Source organism: Herminiimonas fonticola (assembly GCF_003293745.1).
Lineage (GTDB): Bacteria > Pseudomonadota > Gammaproteobacteria > Burkholderiales > Burkholderiaceae_D > Oxalicibacterium > Oxalicibacterium fonticola.
The window spans coordinates 91,525-111,197 of sequence record NZ_PTLZ01000001.1; the positions used below are offsets into that span (position 1 = coordinate 91,525).

Sequence of the window (19,673 nt, forward strand, 5' to 3'; positions counted from 1 at the left end):
GTCGCGCGGTACTCGCATAATGCCGGCGCCAGACGATCTCGCAAGCTGGTTGCGGCTGGAACAAACCGTCGGTGTCGGTCCCGATACCGCACGCAAGCTGCTCATCGCATTCGGCCTGCCGGAAAACATCTTCAGCGCAGGATTCTCTGCACTGCAGCAAGTCGTCCCTGATCGCATCGCGCATGCATTGCTGGCGCCCGTATCCGAAACCGTCAGCGCACTGATAGAACAAACACAGATCTGGGCAGCGCAGCCCGACAATCACGTATTGACGCTGGCCGACGCCGACTATCCGCCGGCCTTGCTGGAAATTTCCGATCCCCCCATCTTGTTGTACGCCAAAGGTCGCGTGGCTCTATTATCGCGCCCGTCGCTCGCCGTCGTCGGCAGCCGCAATGCCACAGCACAAGGCATCGTCAATGCAGAAAAATTTTCTGAAGCATTAAGCCTGGCTGGATTAAGCATAGTGTCAGGCATGGCCTTGGGCATAGACACGGCGGCGCATCGTGGCGGCATGCTGCCCATGAAACAAATACCAACTGCCGGCTCTACCATCGCCGTCATCGGTACCGGCGCCGATCTTGTTTATCCAGCGCGCAATCGTTCGCTCGCGCATCAAATCGCCGAAGCCGGTTGCATACTCAGCGAATATCCGCTCGGCATGCCGGCGATTGCCTCCAACTTCCCGCGTCGCAATCGCATCATCAGCGGTTTGGCGCGTGGCGTACTGGTCGTCGAAGCGGCATTGCAATCCGGATCACTGATCACTGCGCGCATGGCGGCAGACCAAGGACGCGATATGTTTGCGATCCCCGGCTCTATCCATTCGCCGCTATCGAAAGGTTGCCATCAGTTGATCAAGCAAGGTGCCAAGCTGGTGGAATCGGCACAGGATATTCTGGAAGAATTAAAGTACATGTCAGTTGTCACTTCAACAGCGCCAATTTCTGCAGCAAGCGCACCCGATGCACAATCTGCGCTGCTCTTGCACGCATTGGGTTTCGATCCAGTTGATGCAGATACATTAGCAACGCGTTGCCAACTCGACATCGCAACGTTAAACAGCCAACTGCTGATGCTAGAGATGAATGGCATGCTGGAGATGTTGCCAGGTGGCCTGTATCGTCGCATGGATTAATCCCTACACAATTATCAAACCCGCATCATTCAAAATTGTCATCTCACTTTGACATCGCATCTTCGCCACAAAATTTTCTGCCGCTGTTGGCATCCGCATTTTTAGGGTATCCTTGAACACAGTAAGCGCTGTCTTTGATCTGCCGCTGTCGTAACACCTCTTTGTAATTCGTTGTGTAAAGAGCGTGATTCATACGCATCCGATCCTGACGACACTCGCGATGGTGTCGTCTTAACCCAAGCGCTACGGTGACGCCATGTTTGATGTTCTAGTTTATCTGTACGAAACCTACTACCGGCCTGATGCCTGCCCGGACTCGGATGCGCTGACAAAAAAATTGTCTGCCATCGGCTTTGAGGAAGAAGAAATTTCCAAAGCGCTGGGTTGGCTGACTGCATTGGCCGAAACCACCAACAAATTTTCCGATTCCTACCCGCATCAGACGGCGTTCTCGTTCGGCACCCGGATTTATGTGTCACAAGAGACCGACGTGATCGGTGCCCCGGCGATAGGCTTTATCCAATTCCTGGAATCAGCCAAACTGATCAATCCTATCCAGCGCGAAATCGTCATCGAACGCGCCTTGGCTGCGGGTGAATCGCCAATCTCGCTAGACAAGCTCAAAGTCATCGTCTTGATGGTCTTGTGGAGCCAGGGTAAAGAACCGGACGGCCTGATCTTCGACGAACTCTTCCTCGATGACGACGATACCGAACCACGGATGTTGCACTAATCAATCGTAGCGCCTCAAACATGTCTGGCCGGGAAAGCTCACCCGCCAGACATGTCACTTCAGCAACACCGCCCGTTTTCGCTTCACTTCTCTTTTTGCCTCTCTTTTACCCCAAGCTTGCGGATTTCGCCGCAACGCGCTTATCATTGGCCGCTTGACGGCTATGCAACTCTTATATTAGCGCGGGCTTTCTTGAAAAAAGCCGCCCTCGCCATAAGCTGTATGCCTCAACCTGCACTCAGCCATGTGTGCCGGCACCTTCTTTAGAGATTACCTGACCATGACAAAAACCCTCATCATTGCCGAGAAGCCTTCGGTCGCGAACGATATCGCGAAGACGCTAGGCGGCTTTACCAAACATGATGACTATTTTGAATCCGATGAATACGTGCTGTCTTCGGCGGTCGGTCATTTGCTGGAAATCGCGGTGCCGGAAGAATTTGATGTCAAACGCGGCAAGTGGACCTTCACGCATCTGCCGATGATTCCACCGTACTTTGCGCTGAACCCGATCGCCAAGACTGAATCGCGCCTCAAGGTGCTGAACAAGCTGATCAAACGCAAGGACGTCACCGGCCTGATCAACGCATGCGATGCCGGGCGCGAAGGTGAATTGATTTTCCGTCTGATCGCGCAACACACGAAAGCCAAGCAACCGATCCAGCGCCTGTGGCTGCAATCGATGACGCCCGGCGCGATTCGCGAAGCGTTCAAGAACCTGCGCAGCGATACCGAGATGACGCCACTGGCCGACGCCGCGCGCTGCCGCAGCGAAGCCGACTGGCTGATCGGCATCAACGGCACGCGTGCGATGACCGCGTTCAATTCAAAAGAAGGCGGCTTCTATTTAACGACGGTTGGTCGCGTACAAACACCAACGCTGTCCATCGTGGTCGAGCGCGAAGAGAAGATCAAGAAGTTCGTCTCGCGCGATTTCTGGGAAGTGCGTGCAGAATTCGTTTGCGCCGCCGGCATTTATGAAGGCCGCTGGTTAGACACCAAATTCAAGAAAGATGAAGTCGATCCGGAACGTCGCGCCGAACGCCTGTGGAGCAAGGCGGCCGCAGAATCCATTGTCGCCGCCTGCCGTGGCGGCAAGATGGGCACTGTCACTGAAGAATCAAAACCGACCACATCGATGGCGCCAGCGCTGTTCGATCTGACCAGCCTGCAGCGCGAAGCGAATGCACGCTTCGGCTTCTCCGCGAAAAATACTCTCGGTCTGGCGCAAGCGCTGTACGAGCGTCATAAAGTATTGACCTATCCGCGTACCGATTCGCGCCATTTGCCGGAAGATTATTTACCGACAGTATTGGAAACGCTGGAAGTCGTTGCCGAGAACAATAACTATCACCAGTTTGCCAAACAGATCCTGAACAACAAATGGGTCAAGCCGAACAAACGGATTTTCGACAACACGAAAATCAGTGACCACTTTGCGATCATCCCGACCACGCAAGCGCCCAAGAATTTGTCCGAGCCTGAACAGAAGTTGTACGACCTCGTGACACGCCGCTTCATGTCCATCTTCTTCCCGGCGGCAGAATTCCAGGTCACGACGCGCTTCACCGAAGTCTCCGGCCATCAGTTCAAAACTGAAGGCAAGGTCATGACCAATCCGGGCTGGCTCGCGGTCTACGGCAAGGAAGTCATAGACGAAAAAGATCCGGAAAACAGCGGCACGCTGGTACCTGTCGCCAAAGGCGAGAAGACGCAAACCGAATCCGTCGTCGCCAACGGCCTCGTTACCAAACCGCCCGCGCGCTACACGGAAGCCACGCTGCTGTCGGCGATGGAAGGTGCCGGCAAGTTGATAGACGACAGCGACCTGCGCGATGCCATGACAGGCAAAGGCCTGGGCACACCGGCGACGCGCGCCGCCATCATCGAAGGTTTGCTGAACGAGAAATACCTGCTGCGCGAAGGTCGCGAAATGATGCCGACCGCCAAGGCATTTCAGTTGATGACCTTGCTGCGCGGTCTGGGTGTGAGTGAACTGACTGCACCGGAACTGACAGGCGAATGGGAATACAAGCTGTCGGAAATGGAACGCGGCAAAATCACGCGCGAAGATTTCATGCGCGAGATCGCTCAAATGACGCAAGTCATCGTCAAGCGCGCCAAGGAATACGACAACGACACTATCCCTGGTGACTACGCGACACTGAAAACACCGTGCCCGAATTGCGGCGGCGTCGTCAAAGAAAACTATCGCCGATTCGCCTGTACCAAGTGCGAATTCTCGATGAGCAAAACACCGGGCAGCCGCCAGTTTGAAGTTGCTGAAGTTGAAGAACTGCTGGCGAATAAAACCATAGGCCCACTGCAAGGCTTCCGCTCGAAGATGGGCAGACCTTTCGCCGCGGTTTTGAAAATTTCACGCGATGAAGAAATCAAAAACTTCAAACTGGAATTCGATTTCGGCCAGAACGATGACGAAAATGCAGAGCCGGTAGATTTCAGCGAACAAACGCCACTCGGCCCTTGCCCGAAATGCGCAGGCGGCGTGTACGAAATGCCGCTGTCCTATGTTTGCGAAAACTCGGTAGCCAAACCAAAAACCTGCGACTTCCGCAGCGGCCGCATCATCTTGCAACAGGAAATTCTGCCTGAGCAAATGAGCAAGCTGCTCAACGAAGGCAAGACAGATTTGTTGCCAGGCTTCGTCTCGCAACGCACGCGTCGCGCCTTCAAGGCTTATCTGGTCAGAGGCAAGGATGGCAAGACCAGCTTTGAATTTGAACCGCGCAAAGAGAAAGTGCCGGGCAAAGGTAAAGCGGCAGCCGTAGCGGACGATGCAGAAGAAACAGCGCTAGCTGCAGCGCCAGCAAAGGCCGCCAAGAAAGTAGCGGCCAAAAAGCCAGCTGCTAAAAAGGCTCCAGCCAAGAAAGTAGCTGCGAAGAAACCGGCAGCTAAAAAAGCTGCAGCTTAAATCGAGTTCTTCACACCATAGCAGGGGCGCATCAAGCGCCCCTGCTGCTTTGTAAGTATTACTTCTGTTTATAGAATAAGACTACAGCTTGCTAAAGCTAGCCCTGTAGTCTTATGCTGTTTCTCATCAATAGCAATTCCGCCGCAAAACTTCACACTGCATTATCTTTCGACGTAACCTTGCACGACCAACCTAGGGAGTTTTCATGGATCAAATCGAAGCAGGCAGTCCAGGCAAAGACGATTGCAATCTTGCGATGCTCGCGCATCTACTGGGGATTTTCACTGGTTTCATCGGCGCACTGATTATCTGGATAGTGAAGAAAGACAGCCCGGGTTTTGCCAGCTCGCAAGCCAAGGAAGCCTTGAATTTTCAAATCACCATCACGATAGGTTTTTTGATTGCATGGGTGCTGGCGTTTATTTTGATCGGCTTTGTGCTGGTACCCATTCTGTATGTCGCCAATTTGATTTTTTGCATACTCGGCGCGATTGCAGCATCCAAAGGGCAGGCGTACCGCTATCCGTTTGCGATTCGTTTGGTACAGTAAAATTTGTGGGGTCGAGGATGCCGTCTTTCCCCGCTCCAAAATGCAAATAAATGACAGCCCAGGATATGGCCGCAGATAATTTTCTCTCTCTTCCCACCGACCTGCCAATTCCGCAAGACGATGGCGCCTGCGATCATCTGCGTGGCTTGACGCTGCCATCCATCGCATTGCAAGCGACGTCCGGCACGACTATCGATCTATCGAAAGAGAAATCGCCCTGGGTTGTGGTCTATTGCTATCCCCGCACCGGTCGGCCTGGTCATGAATTACCCGGCGGTGCAGACAAGTGGAATGCGATTCCAGGTGCACGCGGTTGCTCGCCGCAATCCTGCGCCTATCGTGATCATCATGTAGAGCTGAAAGCGTTGGGAGCGTCTGTGTATGGCCTCAGTACGCAAGACACGGCTTATCAAAGCGAGGCGGTAGAAAGATTGCATCTGCCCTTTCCCTTGCTGAGCGATGCGCAACTCGCTTTTGCGAAAGCCTTGCAGCTTCCCACCTTTACCTTCGCGGGACTTGATTTGATCAAGCGCCTCACGCTCATCATTCGCGCAGGTCGAATCGAGGAAGTGTTTTATCCTGTGTTCCCATCAGATGCAGATGCGGAACATGTAATTGCATGGCTGACATCTCGCAGCGACAAATAGCTAATTGACCGTAATGCCTTCCAGCGCGAGCAGGAAGCGCTTGCGCCCCAGACCGCCGGCATAACCTGTCACTGCGCCTGATGAACCTATCACGCGATGGCAGGGCACGATGATGGATACCGGGTTTTTTCCAATAGCCGAACCTACCGCACGCAGTGCTTTCGGATTGCCCAACGCTTGTGCATGCTGGGTGTAGCTGACACTTTTGCCAAACGGGATCTCACTCAAAGCCGCCCACACGCCGCGCTGGAATTCCGTGCCGGATAAATCCAGCGCCACGTTAAATTCCGTACGTTTTCCCACAAAGTATTCATCAAGCTGTATCGCTGCATTCTTCAAATGCGGGGCAGCGAATTGGGTTGGTGTCGGCAGCCAGCCATCTGTGCCTTTGAAGTGTTTATGCTCTTCAAAATAAATGCCGCAGATACCCGCGTCCGTTGCCGCAATCAACAAGACGCCAACCGGACTTGAATGTTCTATGTATGAAATCATGATGTTTCCTTTTGCAGATCAATATCGGTCTGGCTAGATTAGAAATCGTTAAGCGAGCTATTTACCTTGCTGTGCTGTCGCGTTGACGTCAGCTCAGCGAGTGCCATAACAACAGCGCCGCATAGCCGCGCCAGGGCGACCAATTGGCGGCGCGCAACAGCAACTGCTTTTCCGTCAGGCGCACACCATCTTCCAATTCAATCGCCGCCTTTTGCAAACCCAGATCGCCGGCCGGAAAGGCATCGGTGAATCGCAAGGCGCGCATTGCAATGTATTGCGCGGTCCATTCACCTATACCGCGTACGGTTTTCAAATGGGCAACTACCTCCAACAAGGACGTGCCCGGCTTGATCTTCAAACCGCCCTGCGCGGCAAACTGCGCCAGATTGCGTATCGCTTCGGCACGCGCGATGGGCAAACCAATTGCTGCTACCTCTGCGGCACTGGCTGCAGCCAATCGCTCTGGAGTCGGGAAGTGATGTGTCACACCGATAAACGGTGTGTCTGCCTGAATACCAAACTTGCCAACCAAACGTCCCGATAAAGTCGTCGCTCCGGCTACACTGACTTGCTGGCCCAGCACTGCACGTATTGCCAATTCAAATACATCGAAAGTGCCAGGCACACGCAAACCCGGCGTTTTGCTTATCTGTTTTTGCAGCAAGGCATCGTCGGCCAAATGCGCGGCAATTACTTGCGGATTCGCATCGAGATCGAACTGGCTGCGTATGCGTGCCAGCAAGGGCATCAATGCAGGTGCAAGCGTGGTCGACAATGACAGCTCAAGTTGATTTTTTTCAGGCAGATGTTGCACGTGCAACCAGCCACTTATTTCCCCAAGTCGTACGCTGCGCGCATAAGACATATCGCCCTGCGCATCCTTGATCACGGTTTCAACACCGGCGATCGCGCGGCCTGACAGGTAATGCAGCATTTCTGCCCATGCAAATGGCGGTCTATACGCAAGCCGCAAGGTGATGGCATCCGCTCCCTTGTCAGATGATTTTTCTGCTGCTCGCCGTATGCTGGTTGGTGCCATGCCATAGCGAGTGAGGAACAATGCATTGAATCTGCGTATGCTGCCAAAACCTGCTGCATACGCCACGTCACTCATCGCCAGGCGCGTTTCCTGTAATAATTTTTTCGCAAACAGAAGTCTCTGCGTTTGCGCGAGCTCGACAGGTGTGACGCCGAAGTGTTGCAACAAAACGCGGCGCAATTGCCGCGATGACAAACCTACCTCTGCGGCCAAGCGTTCCGTATCGCCATCATTCAATGCGCCGGCAGCAATGCGCTGCCACACGGCGTACGCAAGATTCTGCTGCAATGCATAGGGAGCAAGTTCAGGACGACAACGCAAGCAGGGACGAAAGCCGGCAGCTTCTGCTGCGGCAGCAGTACTGAAAAAAACACAGGACGAAGCACGCGGCGTTTTTACGGAACAGACAGGTCGGCAATAAATGCCCGTGGTTTTTACGCCAGTGAAAAAGACGCCGTCGAAGCGCGCATCTTTTGCTGCCAATGCGCGATAACAACTTTCATCCGTGAGAGTTGCTCCATCCGGTATGTCATTGATGTTGATCTGATCCATGGCGTATTTATACGCGCCACTCCGATCAGCGTCTAGCCGTTTTCGGACAAGATTCGAATTGAAAATAAGCGGATGAAATAAATCGCCTTAATGCAGAAACAGGATTATTTTCCTGCCATTTTTTGCATCTGAAATGCCAGCGAGATCTGCGCAAACTCGATCAGGATATCTTGCGTACCCCCATTAAAAGTAGTGAAGGAATTACCAGTACGTACTACTAGTCGCGGTGGAAATATCCAAACGGCGTAAGGAACACCTATCATCTTGGCACTGCGCACATCACGCCATTCAACATGTCGGTTATACATCCAGGTTTGCGTAATACCTTTTTCATCTATCGTGATCGTCGAGCGCAAAAACCAGTAATAGCTGATCACCAGCATGAATGCCGCAAAGATGAGCAAGGCCTTAACGCTGAGTCCATATTCAAGCAAAGGGAAGCGACGCGCGATATCGATTGCATATACTACGAGTGCGACAGAAAAGACGGTAGCCAGAATCTTGAACCACAGGCTGTATGCCGGGCCACTGACTGTTTTGGCAGGTTTGTAAAAATTCAGTTCCATTTTGGTTCTTTGTAAAATTCCATGCGATGGATGATCGCACAGTTTGTTTGCTACTTCTTCCTGCAATCAGAGCAGGCTTGCCTCATACCTTTGTCGCAGCGCCTGCCATATGACACGCTTATCATCGTCACTTGCACCACCCCACCGTGCAATTTCGTCTATCGTGCGAAAACAAGCTTCGCAAAAGCGCGTCTTTGTATCCACACGACAAATGCCGACACACGGCGACGGCAATGAGCCTTCTTCTGATGACAGCTCAAGATTGGCCAGCAAATCACGGAACGCCGTCGGATCAACATTTTTTCTACGCATGCCGTGGTGCAAACATGATGATGGCCATCCCCAACAAGGTGCAGGCAACACCCGCCGCATCCCAGACGGAAGGCTTGATACCATCGACCGCCCACAACCAAACCAGTGCAGCACTGACGTAGACGCCACCGTAGGCGGCATAGACTCGCCCGCTGGCTTCCGGGTGTAGTGTCAGCAGCCATGCGAACAGTGCGAGGCTGAACGCCGCAGGAATCAGCAACCAGACTGACGCAGATTGTCGCAGCCACAGATATGGTAAATAGCAGCCGACGATTTCTGCAATCGCGGTGACGATAAACAATGCAATGGTTTTGAGTTCAAACATGTGGCTTTCCAGGCGATGGTTGCAGCGCTTTATTTAAATCCGTCAATTGCCATAACCATAGCTCGCCGTCTTCTGGATCGTTAACGATGCTAACGAATGTGAAACCGATTTTTTTCAAAATAGCATTCGATGCATTTTCTTCGTTCTCGGTTTGTGCAAGCACGGTCAACTCTGGACTTTTGGTCCGCACGATATCCAGCAACTGCTGCACCATTAGCGTGGCCACGCCTTGTCCTTCGAAATCGGGAAATGTGAAATAGCCGATTTCAACTTTTCCATCGGCGGGCGGTGCCTTGAATGCGCATGCGCCAACCAAGTGTTTATCGATGCAAGCCAGGTAACCTATCCACGGTGGCACGAAGCCCGTTGCGCGATACAGCACCGCGGTCGCGGCGCATACCTGCGTCGCAACATCGTTGAGTTTGCCGGCGCGAACAAGCGGAAGTCCTGCTGCACCAATTTGAATCAATTCGATAGTTTGCATCTGATTAAGCAAGTTGTTGTTGCTGTAAGCATCACGTAAGGGAATGGTCCGAATAATAGGTCATCAATCAAGTGCATGAAAATAGTGAAGTCATTTTAACCAGATAACACTGCTGGCTAAAAAATGAAGTCTGCTTAAGCGTTATTTTCATCTCGCCAAGATTGCTGCAGGAAGGGCATTTATTTATCACCGCGCCACCCTGCTCTGTACCAGCATGCTGTTTTACCGCTTTGCCTTAGAGGTACAAGACGTAAACAAGAACCACGGCATCGCGTCAAATAAAAAAAAGGAGACAACCATCACCCAAGCATCAAATCACTGAGGGAAAGACCTGGAACGTGTTGCATCGCACCTTGACATCCATCTGTGAAGGCGCATTCTAGGCTCGTCAGTCCGGCAACCATTTTCATGGGAGCTGTCTGTCGGTGATGAATCAGCGTTATTTCTAAAAATATAAAAGGAGATACACAATGAAGAAGAATCACGATCAGAGCAAGACCACCGCTCGCCGCAAGTTTCTGGGTACAGCAACCGCCGGCACTGCCGCCGCAGCCCTCAGTTTTCCGATGATCTCCACGGCGCAATCCGTGACGCAGATGCGCTTCCAAAGTACTTGGCCAAGCAAAGATATCTTCCATGAATACGCGCTGGATTTCGCCAAAAAAGTGAATGACATGACTGGCGGCGAACTGAAGATTGAAGTGCTGCCGGCCGGCGCAGTGGTGCCTGCATTCGGTTTGCTGGATGCGGTATCGAAAGGTACGCTGGACGGCGGTCATGGCGTGATGGGCTACAACTACGGCAAGCAAAGCGCGATTGCACTGTGGACGTCGGGTCCGGTCTTCGGCATGGATGCGAACATGGTACTGGCCTGGCATAAATACGGCGGCGGCAAGGAATTGCTGGACAAACTCTATACCTCCATCGGCGCCAACGTCGTCTCCTTCCTGTCTGGCCCGATGCCGACGCAACCGCTAGGCTGGTTCAAAAAACCGATTACCAAGACCGACGATCTCAAAGGCCTGAAGTTCCGCACCAACGGTCTGGCAATTGATTTGTTCACGGCGATGGGTGCTGCGGTGAATGCGTTGCCGGGCGGCGAGATCGTGCCGGCGATGGACCGCGGGCTACTCGACGGTGCCGAGTTCAACAATGCCAGTTCGGATCGCCTGCTCGGCTTCCCTGACGTATCCAAGGTCTGCATGCTGCAGAGTTTCCATCAAAGCTCGGAACAATTCGAGATCAGCTTCAACAAGACCAAATACGAGGGCTTGCCACCGAAGATGAAAGCCATCATCGCCAATGCAGTGGAAGCGGCATCGGCCGACATGTCATGGAAAGCAATCGATCGCTATTCCAAAGACTATCGTGAAATGCAAACCAAGGATGGCGTAAAGTTTTACAAAACGCCGGATGCGATCCTGCAAACCCAGCTGGCGGTGTGGGACGATGTCGTCAAGAAAAAGGGCGCCGACAATCCACTGTTCCAGGAAGTGGAGAAATCGCAGCGCGTCTTTGCCGAGCGCGCAATGAAGTGGGACATGGACACCAACAATAATCGTCGCATGGCCTACAACCATTACTTCATGCAAAAGGCGGCACCGAAGAAAGGCTGACGCGTCGACGTTCGACACAACCCCATCCAGTTCATCTGGATGGGGTTTTATGAACGCTGACTGGCGTCGCGAAGCGACCAACGTCACTTGTCTTTCATTCGGAGGTCGTCATGCAGAACATTCTACTTTTCATCGACAAGGTGAGCAGCTGGGTAGGCCAGGCATTTTCATGGCTGATCGTGGCACTGACCTTTCTCATTTCGTGGGAAGTTTTCTCACGTTACGTACTCAACCATCCCAATCCCTGGTCATTCGATTTAATGATCATGATGTACGGCAGTGCTTTCATGATGGCCGGTGCTTACACGCTGGCAAAAAATGGCCACGTGCGCGGCGACGTACTGTATGGATTCTTTCCACCCCGCCTGCAAGCGGGACTGGATCTGCTGCTTTACTTTGTGTTCTTCATCCCGGGCGTAATCGCGCTGGTATGGGCCGGCTATACGTATGCAGCAGAATCACTGGCCATCAACGAGCACTCCACGCTCACGGCCAACGGACCACCGCTTTATCCATTCAAGATGGTCATCCCGATCTCAGGCATCCTTTTGCTGATACAAGGCGTGGTGGAAATCATTCGCTGCATCATTTGCCTGCGTGACGGCGAATGGCCAACGCGCGTGAAAGATGTAGAAGAAGTGGACGTCGACAAGCTGAAGGCAATGGTTCAGGTAAAGGACAAGGACCTCGCAGAAGCCGATCAATTCGCCATCAAACAATCCGGGAGCCAGTGATGAGAAAAGAAGTTTGGTTTGGACTCTCCATTCTGGTCGCTATTGTGGTCGGACTTTTTATCTTGATGCCGTCACCGGAAAACATGACCAACGGCCATCTCGGCCTGCTGATGCTGGCGCTGGTGGTGGTCGCGATCATGCTCGGCTTTCCGACAGCGTTTACGCTGATGGGGATGGGCGTGATGTTTGCGTGGTTCGCGTTTTACAGTCGCGACCCCAGTCTGGCAACGCAGCAAACGCTGGACTTGATGGTGCAGCGCGCCTATTCGGTCATGGCCAACGATGTGCTGATCTCTATCCCGCTGTTCATCTTCATGGGCTATCTGGTTGAACGTGCCAACCTGATCGAAAAACTATTCAAGAGTCTGCACATTGCGATGGCACGCGTGCCGGGTTCGCTTGCCGTTGCCACCATCGTGACCTGCGCCGTGTTTGCCACCGCAACCGGGATTGTGGGTGCCGTGGTGACCTTGATGGGGCTGCTGGCCTTGCCTGCCATGTTGAAGGCTGGCTACAGCACGCAATTGTCGGCCGGTGCCATTACCGCAGGTGGCTGTCTGGGCATCCTGATACCGCCATCAGTGCTGTTGATCGTCTATGGCGCCACCGCCGGTGTCTCGGTGGTCAAGCTGTATGCCGGCGCATTCTTCCCCGGCATCATGCTGGCGACGCTGTATATCGGCTACGTGATCATTCTGGCGAAGCTCAAGCCCAGCATGGCACCGCCCTTGTCTGCCGCAGAACGCCACGTCGATTTACCGCCGTTTGCGGAAAGCATTTCCACTGGCATCAGCAACAACGTGGTGCCGGGCTTGCTGGGTGCGCTGAAGGGCAAGCGTGCAGCAGGTGTCTCTACACGTACATTGCTGTCGCAACTCGGAATTGCGCTATTGCCTGCCTTGGCTTTCGCGCTGGCTATGGGTGTGAGTTATCGCTTGGTCACAGCACCGGATGCGGCACAAACCGAGCTGGTGGAAATGGGTTTGGGCGCACAGGACGTGAGTAGCGAAGACTTGTCCTTGAACGGCAGTTTTGGTGAACCACCACCCGCGGAAGACGGGCTGGCGGAACCACCGCAGGAAGCCGCTCCGGCAGCCTCTTCGGCAGCGACACCAGAAGCAAGCCAGGCCCAGCCAACCGCTGCGCCAGCTGCATCCGGCGCAGCAGCAATGGAAAGGAAGCCCGCGCCGCAAAGCTTCTGGATCGCATTCGGCATAGGCTTGGCCGCGCTACTGGTGTTTTATGCCTTCTTCACCTTTGCCCGACTGGAGATTTTCAAGATGCTGCTGGGGTCCTTGTTCCCGCTCGCATTCATGATCCTTGCCGTGCTGGGCAGTATCGTGTTCGGACTGGCAACGCCGACCGAGGCAGCAGCGATGGGAGCGTTCGGCGGCATCCTGCTGGCGGCGGCGTATCGGCGCTTCAATTTTGGGATGCTGAAGGAATCCGCTTATCTGGCAACCAAGACCAGTGCGATGGTGTGCTGGCTGTTCGTCGGCTCCAGCATATTCTCGGCCTCGTTTGCATTGCTGGGCGGACAGGAGATCATCAATGACTGGGTGCTGTCGCTCGACATGACACCATTGCAGTTCATGATCCTCGCGCAAGTGATCATCTTCCTGCTCGGCTGGCCGCTGGAATGGACAGAGATCATCGTGATCTTCATGCCGATTTTCATTCCTCTGCTTGCCCACTTCGATGTCGATCCACTGTTCTTTGGATTGCTGGTGGCGATGAATCTGCAAACCGCCTTCCTGTCGCCACCGGTTGCGATGTCTGCCTTCTATCTGAAAGGCGTCGCGCCGCCGCACGTGACGCTGAACCAGATTTTCCTCGGCATGCTGCCGTTCATGGGAATTCAGATCATTGCCCTGATCCTGCTCTACATCTTCCCGGCAATCGGGATGTGGCTGCCAGGCGTGCTGTACAAATAGATCGACGTCGCACAACAAAACGGGATGCAGCCAATTCGGCGCATCCCGTTTTTTATTCCACTGCAATTTGTATTCCAATTCTTATCGCCAGTCATATTGCAGCGGTGCTGCACGTCGCAGCTTCCGGCGTGCTTCACTTTCTCGCTGCATTGATATCCATCTGCGTTCAGGCGCAACCAGCATGGCCCTGCCGTTTCGCTGCGCTCGCATTGCCGGCGCGACTGACTGCCTTGCGGCCCAGCTGTGCAGAAATGAATTGCCCGGCATCGACCACTGCATCGAAATCGATGCCGGTTGCGATCCCGAGTCCGCGCATCATGTACAGCACGTCTTCGGTCGCAACATTGCCGGTCGCGCCTTTGGCATACGGGCAGCCGCCAAGGCCGGCGACCGATGCATGATAAATCGTGATGCCGACTTCCAGGCTGGCGTAAATATTCGCCAGCGCCTGCCCGTAGGTGTCGTGGAAATGACCGGACAAACCGGCGATCGGGAATTCCTGTGCTGCGCGTTGCATCACCGCTTGCACATGACGCGGTGTCGCTACCCCTATCGTGTCGGCGATATCGATTTCATCGCAGCCGAGATCGCGCAATTGCTGCACCACGCTCGCGACGCTGTCGGTAGTGACCTCGCCTTGATACGGACAACCGAAGGCGCAACTCAATGCACCGCGCAAACGTATCTTGTTTTCCTTGGCGGCACGCGCGACATCGCGGAAGCGTTCTACCGATTCGGCAATCGAGCAATTGATGTTCTTTTGTGAAAATGCTTCCGATGCTGCAGCGAAAATCACGACTTCATCCACACCGGCCGCCAAGGCCGCTTCGAAGCCCTTCATATTCGGCACCAAGGCCGAATACAGCGTGCCCCGCCTGCGCGTAATGCCGGCCATCACTTCCGTCGACGTCGCCATTTGCGGCACCCATTTGGGCGACACAAAGGACGCCGCTTCGATGTTGACGAAGCCGGCTTGCGACAGGCGATTGACCAGTTCGATCTTGACCTCGGCGCTGATGGTTTGCTGTTCATTCTGCAAACCGTCGCGTGGGCCGACTTCTATGATCTTGACGGATGCGGGCAGGGCGGAAGACATCAATTGAACGACCTCGATAAAACAGATTTCAAAACGAAATTGGCGGCAAGTGCTACTGCAAAAATTTAATACAAAAATTTACTGCAAGGAAAAACATGTTTCAGATGGAAAAACGGCCGGTCGAAGATTCAACCGGCCGTCTCTACACTACGAATTCTAATTACTGCGGCGTCACATCGCAACGCGCATCGATCGCGGTGCTGCGTGTGTGCATGCCGAGCTTTTCCAGCAACTGTTGATCTGCGACCGCTTCCGGATTGCCGGTCGTCAGCAACTTGTCGCCGTAGAAAATCGAGTTCGCGCCAGCAACGAAGCACAACGCTTGAATCGCTTCGCCCATTTCGCGGCGACCTGCGGACAAACGCACACGTGCTTTTGGCATCGTGATGCGCGCAACCGCGACGGTGCGAACGAATTCCAAAGGATCGATAGGATCGGTGCCGTGCAAAGGCGTGCCTTCGACTTGCACCAGATTGTTGACCGGTACCGATTCAGGATACGGGTCCATATTGCACAATTGCGCGATCAGGCCGGCGCGTTGCAAACGCGATTCGCCCATGCCGACGATACCGCCGCAGCAAACCTTGATGCCGGCGCCGCGCACGCGACCGAGTGTGTCGATACGGTTTTGGTAATCGCGGGTCGAGATCACGTTTGAATAAAATTCAGGTGCGGTGTCGAGATTGTGATTGTAGTAATCGAGGCCGGCGTTTTTCAATTTTTCAGCCTGGCCTTCGCCGAGCATGCCGAGTGTCGCGCAGGTTTCCATACCCATTGCTTTGACTTCGCGCACCATCTCTTCGACTTTTTCCAGATCGCGATCTTTTGGTTCACGCCATGCAGCACCCATGCAGAAGCGCGTCGCGCCATGCGATTTTGCTTCGCGTGCAGCAGCCAGTACTTCTTCCAGTGGCAGAATTTTTTGTGCGGTCACACCTGTGTCGTAACGCGCAGCTTGCGGGCAGTAGCCGCAATCTTCAGGGCAGCCGCCGGTTTTGATCGACAATAAGGTTGCCAATTCCACTTCCGTTGGATCGAAATTTTCACGGTGCACGGTTTGCGCACGGAACATCAATTCGTTGAATGGCAGATTGAACAAGGCGAGCACATCATCTACCGGCCATGCGGTCGGGACGATAGGAGCGACAGGCGCTTGGAAGGTTACTGGTTGCGACGACATAGAAAAAACTCCTGACTAAAATTCAAAGCTAGTGTTTGTCAGGCCGACTTCGGCCAGCCAGGCAAACACGAAAAATCCAGAAAAGCAGCCGCTGCAGCAGGCAAGGGCGCAGACAAGCGCGGCACACAACCCAGCAACGGCGCAGACAAACGAGCCGACAATGCAGCCACATTATCTTCGGCAAACGGCATGCCGGCATCGACGGTATTGGCGACCCAGCCCACCAGTTTCAGGCCGCGTGCGGCAATCGCATCAGCAGTCAATAAAGCGTGATTCAGGCAACCGAGCCGCAGTCCGACCACCATTATGACCGGCAAAGCCAGTTGTTGGGCCAAATCTGCAGTATCGGTGTCATCCGTCAGCGGTACGCGAAAACCGCCTACGCCTTCCACCACAACCGCATCCGCCATTTCAACAACTTGTGCATAACTGCTGCGAATATGCGCGATATCTATTGCAACATTCTCCAACTTCGCTGCAACGTGCGGCGCAGCGGCGGCTTTAAACAGGTAGGGAACCGCCAAATTCCTTGGCAAAACGACATTTGCAGCCTGCGCCAAAGCGTCAGCGTCGTCATTGTGCCAGACCTCACCCTCGGCTGTCTGAATCGGATGCGCGCCGGCCGCCACGGATTTGATCGCCGCTGCCTTGACTCCGGCTTGTACCAGCGCATGCAGGATCGCGGTCGAAATCAGCGTTTTGCCGATTTCGGTATCGGTACCGGTTACGAAACAACTGAAAGACGCTGTCACAGTTTTGCTCACGTCATGCTCCTTTTTCTAATTGCTGCAATACATCGACCAGTTGCACGACATCGTCGGCAGTATGTGCCGCCGACAAGGTCACGCGCAAACGCGCAGTACCGGCCGGCACGGTCGGCGGACGTATCGCCGGTACCCAGATGCCGCGCTCGTATAAATTTGCTGCAACCTGCATCGCCACATCGTTCGCGCCGATCACGACCGGTTGTATCGCGGTGCTGGATTCCATCGCCTGCCACTTGCTCAACTGCAAAGTCTCTTGCCATTGCACGATCAGGTTTTGCAATTGCGCGCGGCGTTCTGCGCCTTCCGCACCTTCGATGATATCCAGGCTGGTCAGCAAGGCATGCGCGACAGCAGGCGGCGCAGCGGTTGTATAAATATACGGACGCGCACGTTGCACCATCCATTCGATCACGCTGGCGTGCGCCGCGACGAAGGCGCCGGCGACACCTGCAGCCTTGCCCAGCGTGCCCATGTAAACCAGATTTGGCGAACGCAGATTGAAATGCTCCAGCACACCACGACCATGCGCGCCCAGCACGCCAAAGCCATGCGCATCGTCAACCACCAGCCACGCATCGTGCTGTTCGCACAAAGCCAGCAAACGCGGCAAATCAGCCAGATCGCCATCCATGCTGAACACGCTGTCCGTCACCACCATCTTTTTTGCGGCGGTGCTGGCGGCGAGCAGGGCAGATAATTTTTCTATATCGCCGTGCGGATAAACCTGCACATTCGCCCGCGACAGACGCGCACCATCGATCAGCGATGCGTGATTCAAGGATTCGGAAAACAGATCGGCATCGCTACCGGCCAGCGCACTCAGCATTGCCAGGTTCGCCATGTAACCGGTGCAAAAATACAGCGCACGTGCATTGTCGATTTGCGGCGCGACAAACTCGGCGAGTCGTTCTTCCAGTTGTGCATGCGCACGCGAGTGACCACTAATCAAATGCGATGCGCCACTGCCTGCGCCATAGAGTTCGGCACCTTGCTGCAAGGCTTCGACAATCTGGGGATGCGCAGCCAAACCCAAGTAATCATTACTGCAAAATGCCAGCATGGAACGACCATCGACTTGCACACGCGGCGTGGATGGCGATTCAGTGATGCGACGACGACGACGCAAGCTTTGCGCGTCAATTTGCGCGAGCTGCGCATCCAGTGCCGCGATCAACTTGCTCATGCGGACATCACTTTTGCAAAAACGGTTTGCACACGCGAGGCAAGGCCTTCGATTTCTTCGCCACTCAAAATATACGGCGGCATCAGATAGACCGTGTTGCCGATAGGGCGCAACAACAATTCATGCTCCAGCGCCGTCGAGAAGAAGCGCTGCGAGAAAGTCGCTGCTGCTTGCGGACTGTCGATCACCGCATCGAAGGCCCAGATCATGCCGCGATGACGGAAGTTCGTGACTTGCTCATGCATCGCCAGTGGCGCGAGCGCCGTGCTCAAATGCGCAGCGCACGCACGATTATTCAAAATGACATCGTCTTCTTCAAAGATCGCCAGCGTCGCCAAGGCCGCACGACATGCGAGTGGATTGCCGGTGTAGGAATGCGAATGCAAGAAGCCGCGCTTCACGTCGACGTCATAAAAGGATTGATAAATCTCGTCGCGCGTCATCACCAAGGACAAAGGCAGATAACCGCCGCTGATGCCTTTGGACAAACACAAGAAGTCCGGCCAGATCGCTGCCTGTTCACACGCGAAGAAAGTCCCGGTGCGACCGCAACCAACTGCGATCTCATCCGCGATCATGTGGATTTGATATTTATCGCACAGCAGGCGCACTTCCTGCAGATACGCAGGATCGTGCATCGCCATGCCGGTTGCACATTGCACCAATGGTTCGATGATGATGGCGGCGATGTGTGGCGCACGCTCCTGCAATAATTTTTCCAGATCCTGCGCCGCGCGACGCGCGACATCGGCAGCGGATTCCCCCGGCTCGGCGACACGCGCATCCGGGCTTGCGACCACGTGCGCATGCTGCAACAGAGAATCGTAGGCATCGCGGAAGATGGCGACATCGGTTACACCGAGCGCGCCTATGGTTTCGCCGTGATAGCTACCCTTCAGGCAAACGAATTCGCGCTTGGCGGTTTTACCTTGATTGCGCCATGCGTGGAAGCTCATCTTCAACGCGATCTCTACCGCCGATGCGCCATCCGATGCGTAGAAGCAGTGACCGAGTACATGACCAGTGCGCGCCGCCAGCTGTTCCGACAATTGCACTACCGGCTCATGGGTAAAACCGGCCAGCATCGCGTGCTCCAGCAAATCGAGTTGCGACTTCAGCGCGCTATTGATGCGCGGATTGGCGTGGCCGAACAGATTGACCCACCATGAACTGATCGCATCCAGATAGCGATCGCCATTGACGTCGTACAGCCACGCGCCACGGCCGTGACTGACGGGGATCAGCGGCAGCGTTTCGTGATGCTGCATCTGCGTGCACGGATGCCAAACGCTGCGCAGGCTGCGCGTCACCAGATCGTTTTGTGTGCCAGGTATGTGATTCATTTTTCCAAGCTCGCTCGTATTCTTGCCATGCGCTTGCCAGTGCAAACGCA

Annotated in this window: 19 protein-coding genes; 8 read left to right on the top strand and 11 right to left on the bottom strand. The window is 54.4% G+C overall.

Annotated elements, in window-relative coordinates:
• Positions 1 to 19 precede the first annotated feature (19 nt).
• From dprA to Hfont_RS00470, 5 genes are all read left to right on the top strand, one after another.
• The gene (dprA, locus tag Hfont_RS00450) at positions 20 to 1,138 is read left to right on the top strand and encodes a DNA-processing protein DprA (protein ID WP_112990303.1); all 1,119 of its coding nucleotides are present in this window, start codon (positions 20 to 22) and stop codon (positions 1,136 to 1,138) included.
• A gap of 256 nt (positions 1,139 to 1,394) precedes the next feature.
• Positions 1,395 to 1,871, top strand: coding sequence for a Smg family protein (locus Hfont_RS00455; protein WP_112990304.1), 477 nt, complete (start codon positions 1,395 to 1,397; stop codon positions 1,869 to 1,871).
• A 280-nt stretch (positions 1,872 to 2,151) separates the two neighbouring features.
• Positions 2,152 to 4,803 carry a DNA topoisomerase III gene (locus tag Hfont_RS00460; protein WP_112991618.1) on the top strand — a complete coding sequence of 884 codons (2,652 nt, stop codon included), beginning with the start codon at positions 2,152 to 2,154 and terminating at the stop codon, positions 4,801 to 4,803.
• Positions 4,804 to 5,008: 205 nt separating this feature from the next.
• Complete coding sequence (locus Hfont_RS00465) at positions 5,009 to 5,353, top strand: DUF4870 domain-containing protein (protein WP_112990305.1); 345 nt, start codon at positions 5,009 to 5,011, stop codon at positions 5,351 to 5,353.
• Positions 5,354 to 5,403: 50 nt separating this feature from the next.
• A complete protein-coding gene (locus tag Hfont_RS00470) occupies positions 5,404 to 6,000 on the top strand; it encodes a peroxiredoxin (RefSeq protein ID WP_241522970.1) in 597 nt (198 codons plus the stop codon).
• Here Hfont_RS00470 and Hfont_RS00475 read toward each other — a convergent pair whose 3' ends face one another.
• The 6 genes from Hfont_RS00475 to Hfont_RS00500 all read right to left on the bottom strand — a co-directional run bounded on the left by Hfont_RS00475 (position 6,001) and on the right by Hfont_RS00500 (position 9,770).
• Positions 6,001 to 6,492, bottom strand: a complete 492-nt coding sequence (locus Hfont_RS00475; RefSeq protein WP_112990306.1) for a methylated-DNA--[protein]-cysteine S-methyltransferase — start codon at positions 6,490 to 6,492, stop codon at positions 6,001 to 6,003.
• 88 nt (positions 6,493 to 6,580) lie between these two features.
• The gene (locus tag Hfont_RS00480; RefSeq protein WP_112990307.1) at positions 6,581 to 8,083 is read right to left on the bottom strand and encodes a DNA-3-methyladenine glycosylase 2 family protein; all 1,503 of its coding nucleotides are present in this window, start codon (positions 8,081 to 8,083) and stop codon (positions 6,581 to 6,583) included.
• A gap of 104 nt (positions 8,084 to 8,187) precedes the next feature.
• Positions 8,188 to 8,649 (bottom strand): hypothetical protein, encoded by a 462-nt coding sequence (locus tag Hfont_RS00485; protein WP_112991620.1) that lies wholly within the window; start codon positions 8,647 to 8,649, stop codon positions 8,188 to 8,190.
• 66 nt (positions 8,650 to 8,715) lie between these two features.
• Positions 8,716 to 9,045, bottom strand: coding sequence for a DUF1289 domain-containing protein (locus Hfont_RS00490; RefSeq protein WP_338322771.1), 330 nt, complete (start codon positions 9,043 to 9,045; stop codon positions 8,716 to 8,718).
• Positions 8,954 to 9,286 carry a YnfA family protein gene (locus Hfont_RS00495; protein ID WP_112990309.1) on the bottom strand — a complete coding sequence of 111 codons (333 nt, stop codon included), beginning with the start codon at positions 9,284 to 9,286 and terminating at the stop codon, positions 8,954 to 8,956. The genes Hfont_RS00490 and Hfont_RS00495 overlap by 92 nt, the downstream gene beginning before the upstream one ends.
• Positions 9,279 to 9,770 (bottom strand): GNAT family N-acetyltransferase, encoded by a 492-nt coding sequence (locus Hfont_RS00500; protein ID WP_112990310.1) that lies wholly within the window; start codon positions 9,768 to 9,770, stop codon positions 9,279 to 9,281. The genes Hfont_RS00495 and Hfont_RS00500 overlap by 8 nt, the downstream gene beginning before the upstream one ends.
• 470 nt (positions 9,771 to 10,240) lie before the next feature.
• On the opposite strand from Hfont_RS00500, the gene Hfont_RS00505 reads away from it, so the two are divergent.
• From Hfont_RS00505 to Hfont_RS00515, 3 genes are all read left to right on the top strand, one after another.
• Positions 10,241 to 11,386 (top strand): TRAP transporter substrate-binding protein, encoded by a 1,146-nt coding sequence (locus tag Hfont_RS00505; protein WP_112990311.1) that lies wholly within the window; start codon positions 10,241 to 10,243, stop codon positions 11,384 to 11,386.
• 110 nt (positions 11,387 to 11,496) lie between these two features.
• A complete protein-coding gene (locus Hfont_RS00510; RefSeq protein WP_112990312.1) occupies positions 11,497 to 12,120 on the top strand; it encodes a TRAP transporter small permease subunit in 624 nt (207 codons plus the stop codon).
• Positions 12,120 to 14,054, top strand: coding sequence for a TRAP transporter large permease (locus tag Hfont_RS00515; RefSeq protein ID WP_112990313.1), 1,935 nt, complete (start codon positions 12,120 to 12,122; stop codon positions 14,052 to 14,054). The genes Hfont_RS00510 and Hfont_RS00515 overlap by 1 nt, the downstream gene beginning before the upstream one ends.
• Before the next feature lie 166 nt (positions 14,055 to 14,220).
• On the opposite strand, the gene Hfont_RS00520 is transcribed toward Hfont_RS00515, so the two are convergent.
• The 5 genes from Hfont_RS00520 to bioA all read right to left on the bottom strand — a co-directional run bounded on the left by Hfont_RS00520 (position 14,221) and on the right by bioA (position 19,623).
• The gene (locus Hfont_RS00520) at positions 14,221 to 15,150 is read right to left on the bottom strand and encodes a hydroxymethylglutaryl-CoA lyase (protein WP_112990314.1); all 930 of its coding nucleotides are present in this window, start codon (positions 15,148 to 15,150) and stop codon (positions 14,221 to 14,223) included.
• A 160-nt stretch (positions 15,151 to 15,310) separates the two neighbouring features.
• On the bottom strand, positions 15,311 to 16,330 hold the full coding sequence (bioB, locus tag Hfont_RS00525; RefSeq protein ID WP_112990315.1) for a biotin synthase BioB: 1,020 nt from the start codon (positions 16,328 to 16,330) through the stop codon (positions 15,311 to 15,313).
• 38 nt (positions 16,331 to 16,368) lie between these two features.
• Positions 16,369 to 17,082, bottom strand: coding sequence for a dethiobiotin synthase (gene bioD, locus Hfont_RS00530; RefSeq protein ID WP_112991621.1), 714 nt, complete (start codon positions 17,080 to 17,082; stop codon positions 16,369 to 16,371).
• 13 nt (positions 17,083 to 17,095) lie between these two features.
• Positions 17,096 to 18,280, bottom strand: a complete 1,185-nt coding sequence (bioF, locus tag Hfont_RS00535; protein WP_112990316.1) for an 8-amino-7-oxononanoate synthase — start codon at positions 18,278 to 18,280, stop codon at positions 17,096 to 17,098.
• Complete coding sequence (bioA, locus tag Hfont_RS00540; RefSeq protein ID WP_112990317.1) at positions 18,277 to 19,623, bottom strand: adenosylmethionine--8-amino-7-oxononanoate transaminase; 1,347 nt, start codon at positions 19,621 to 19,623, stop codon at positions 18,277 to 18,279. The genes bioF and bioA overlap by 4 nt, the downstream gene beginning before the upstream one ends.
• Positions 19,624 to 19,673: the final 50 nt, after the last annotated feature.

What these genes read in the sequence shown, in the direction of transcription:
- dprA (WP_112990303.1), top strand. Translation starts at nt 20, where the DNA reads ATGCCGGCGCCAGACGATCTCGCAAGCTGGTTGCGGCTGGAACAAACC.
- Hfont_RS00455 (WP_112990304.1), top strand. Translation starts at nt 1,395, where the DNA reads ATGTTTGATGTTCTAGTTTATCTGTACGAAACCTACTACCGGCCTGAT.
- Hfont_RS00460 (WP_112991618.1), top strand. Translation starts at nt 2,152, where the DNA reads ATGACAAAAACCCTCATCATTGCCGAGAAGCCTTCGGTCGCGAACGAT.
- Hfont_RS00465 (WP_112990305.1), top strand. Translation starts at nt 5,009, where the DNA reads ATGGATCAAATCGAAGCAGGCAGTCCAGGCAAAGACGATTGCAATCTT.
- Hfont_RS00470 (WP_241522970.1), top strand. Translation starts at nt 5,404, where the DNA reads ATGACAGCCCAGGATATGGCCGCAGATAATTTTCTCTCTCTTCCCACC.
- Hfont_RS00475 (WP_112990306.1), bottom strand. Translation starts at nt 6,492, where the DNA reads ATGATTTCATACATAGAACATTCAAGTCCGGTTGGCGTCTTGTTGATT.
- Hfont_RS00480 (WP_112990307.1), bottom strand. Translation starts at nt 8,083, where the DNA reads ATGGATCAGATCAACATCAATGACATACCGGATGGAGCAACTCTCACG.
- Hfont_RS00485 (WP_112991620.1), bottom strand. Translation starts at nt 8,649, where the DNA reads ATGGAACTGAATTTTTACAAACCTGCCAAAACAGTCAGTGGCCCGGCA.
- Hfont_RS00490 (WP_338322771.1), bottom strand. Translation starts at nt 9,045, where the DNA reads ATGGTATCAAGCCTTCCGTCTGGGATGCGGCGGGTGTTGCCTGCACCT.
- Hfont_RS00495 (WP_112990309.1), bottom strand. Translation starts at nt 9,286, where the DNA reads ATGTTTGAACTCAAAACCATTGCATTGTTTATCGTCACCGCGATTGCA.
- Hfont_RS00500 (WP_112990310.1), bottom strand. Translation starts at nt 9,770, where the DNA reads ATGCAAACTATCGAATTGATTCAAATTGGTGCAGCAGGACTTCCGCTT.
- Hfont_RS00505 (WP_112990311.1), top strand. Translation starts at nt 10,241, where the DNA reads ATGAAGAAGAATCACGATCAGAGCAAGACCACCGCTCGCCGCAAGTTT.
- Hfont_RS00510 (WP_112990312.1), top strand. Translation starts at nt 11,497, where the DNA reads ATGCAGAACATTCTACTTTTCATCGACAAGGTGAGCAGCTGGGTAGGC.
- Hfont_RS00515 (WP_112990313.1), top strand. Translation starts at nt 12,120, where the DNA reads ATGAGAAAAGAAGTTTGGTTTGGACTCTCCATTCTGGTCGCTATTGTG.
- Hfont_RS00520 (WP_112990314.1), bottom strand. Translation starts at nt 15,150, where the DNA reads ATGTCTTCCGCCCTGCCCGCATCCGTCAAGATCATAGAAGTCGGCCCA.
- bioB (WP_112990315.1), bottom strand. Translation starts at nt 16,330, where the DNA reads ATGTCGTCGCAACCAGTAACCTTCCAAGCGCCTGTCGCTCCTATCGTC.
- bioF (WP_112990316.1), bottom strand. Translation starts at nt 18,280, where the DNA reads ATGAGCAAGTTGATCGCGGCACTGGATGCGCAGCTCGCGCAAATTGAC.
- bioA (WP_112990317.1), bottom strand. Translation starts at nt 19,623, where the DNA reads ATGAATCACATACCTGGCACACAAAACGATCTGGTGACGCGCAGCCTG.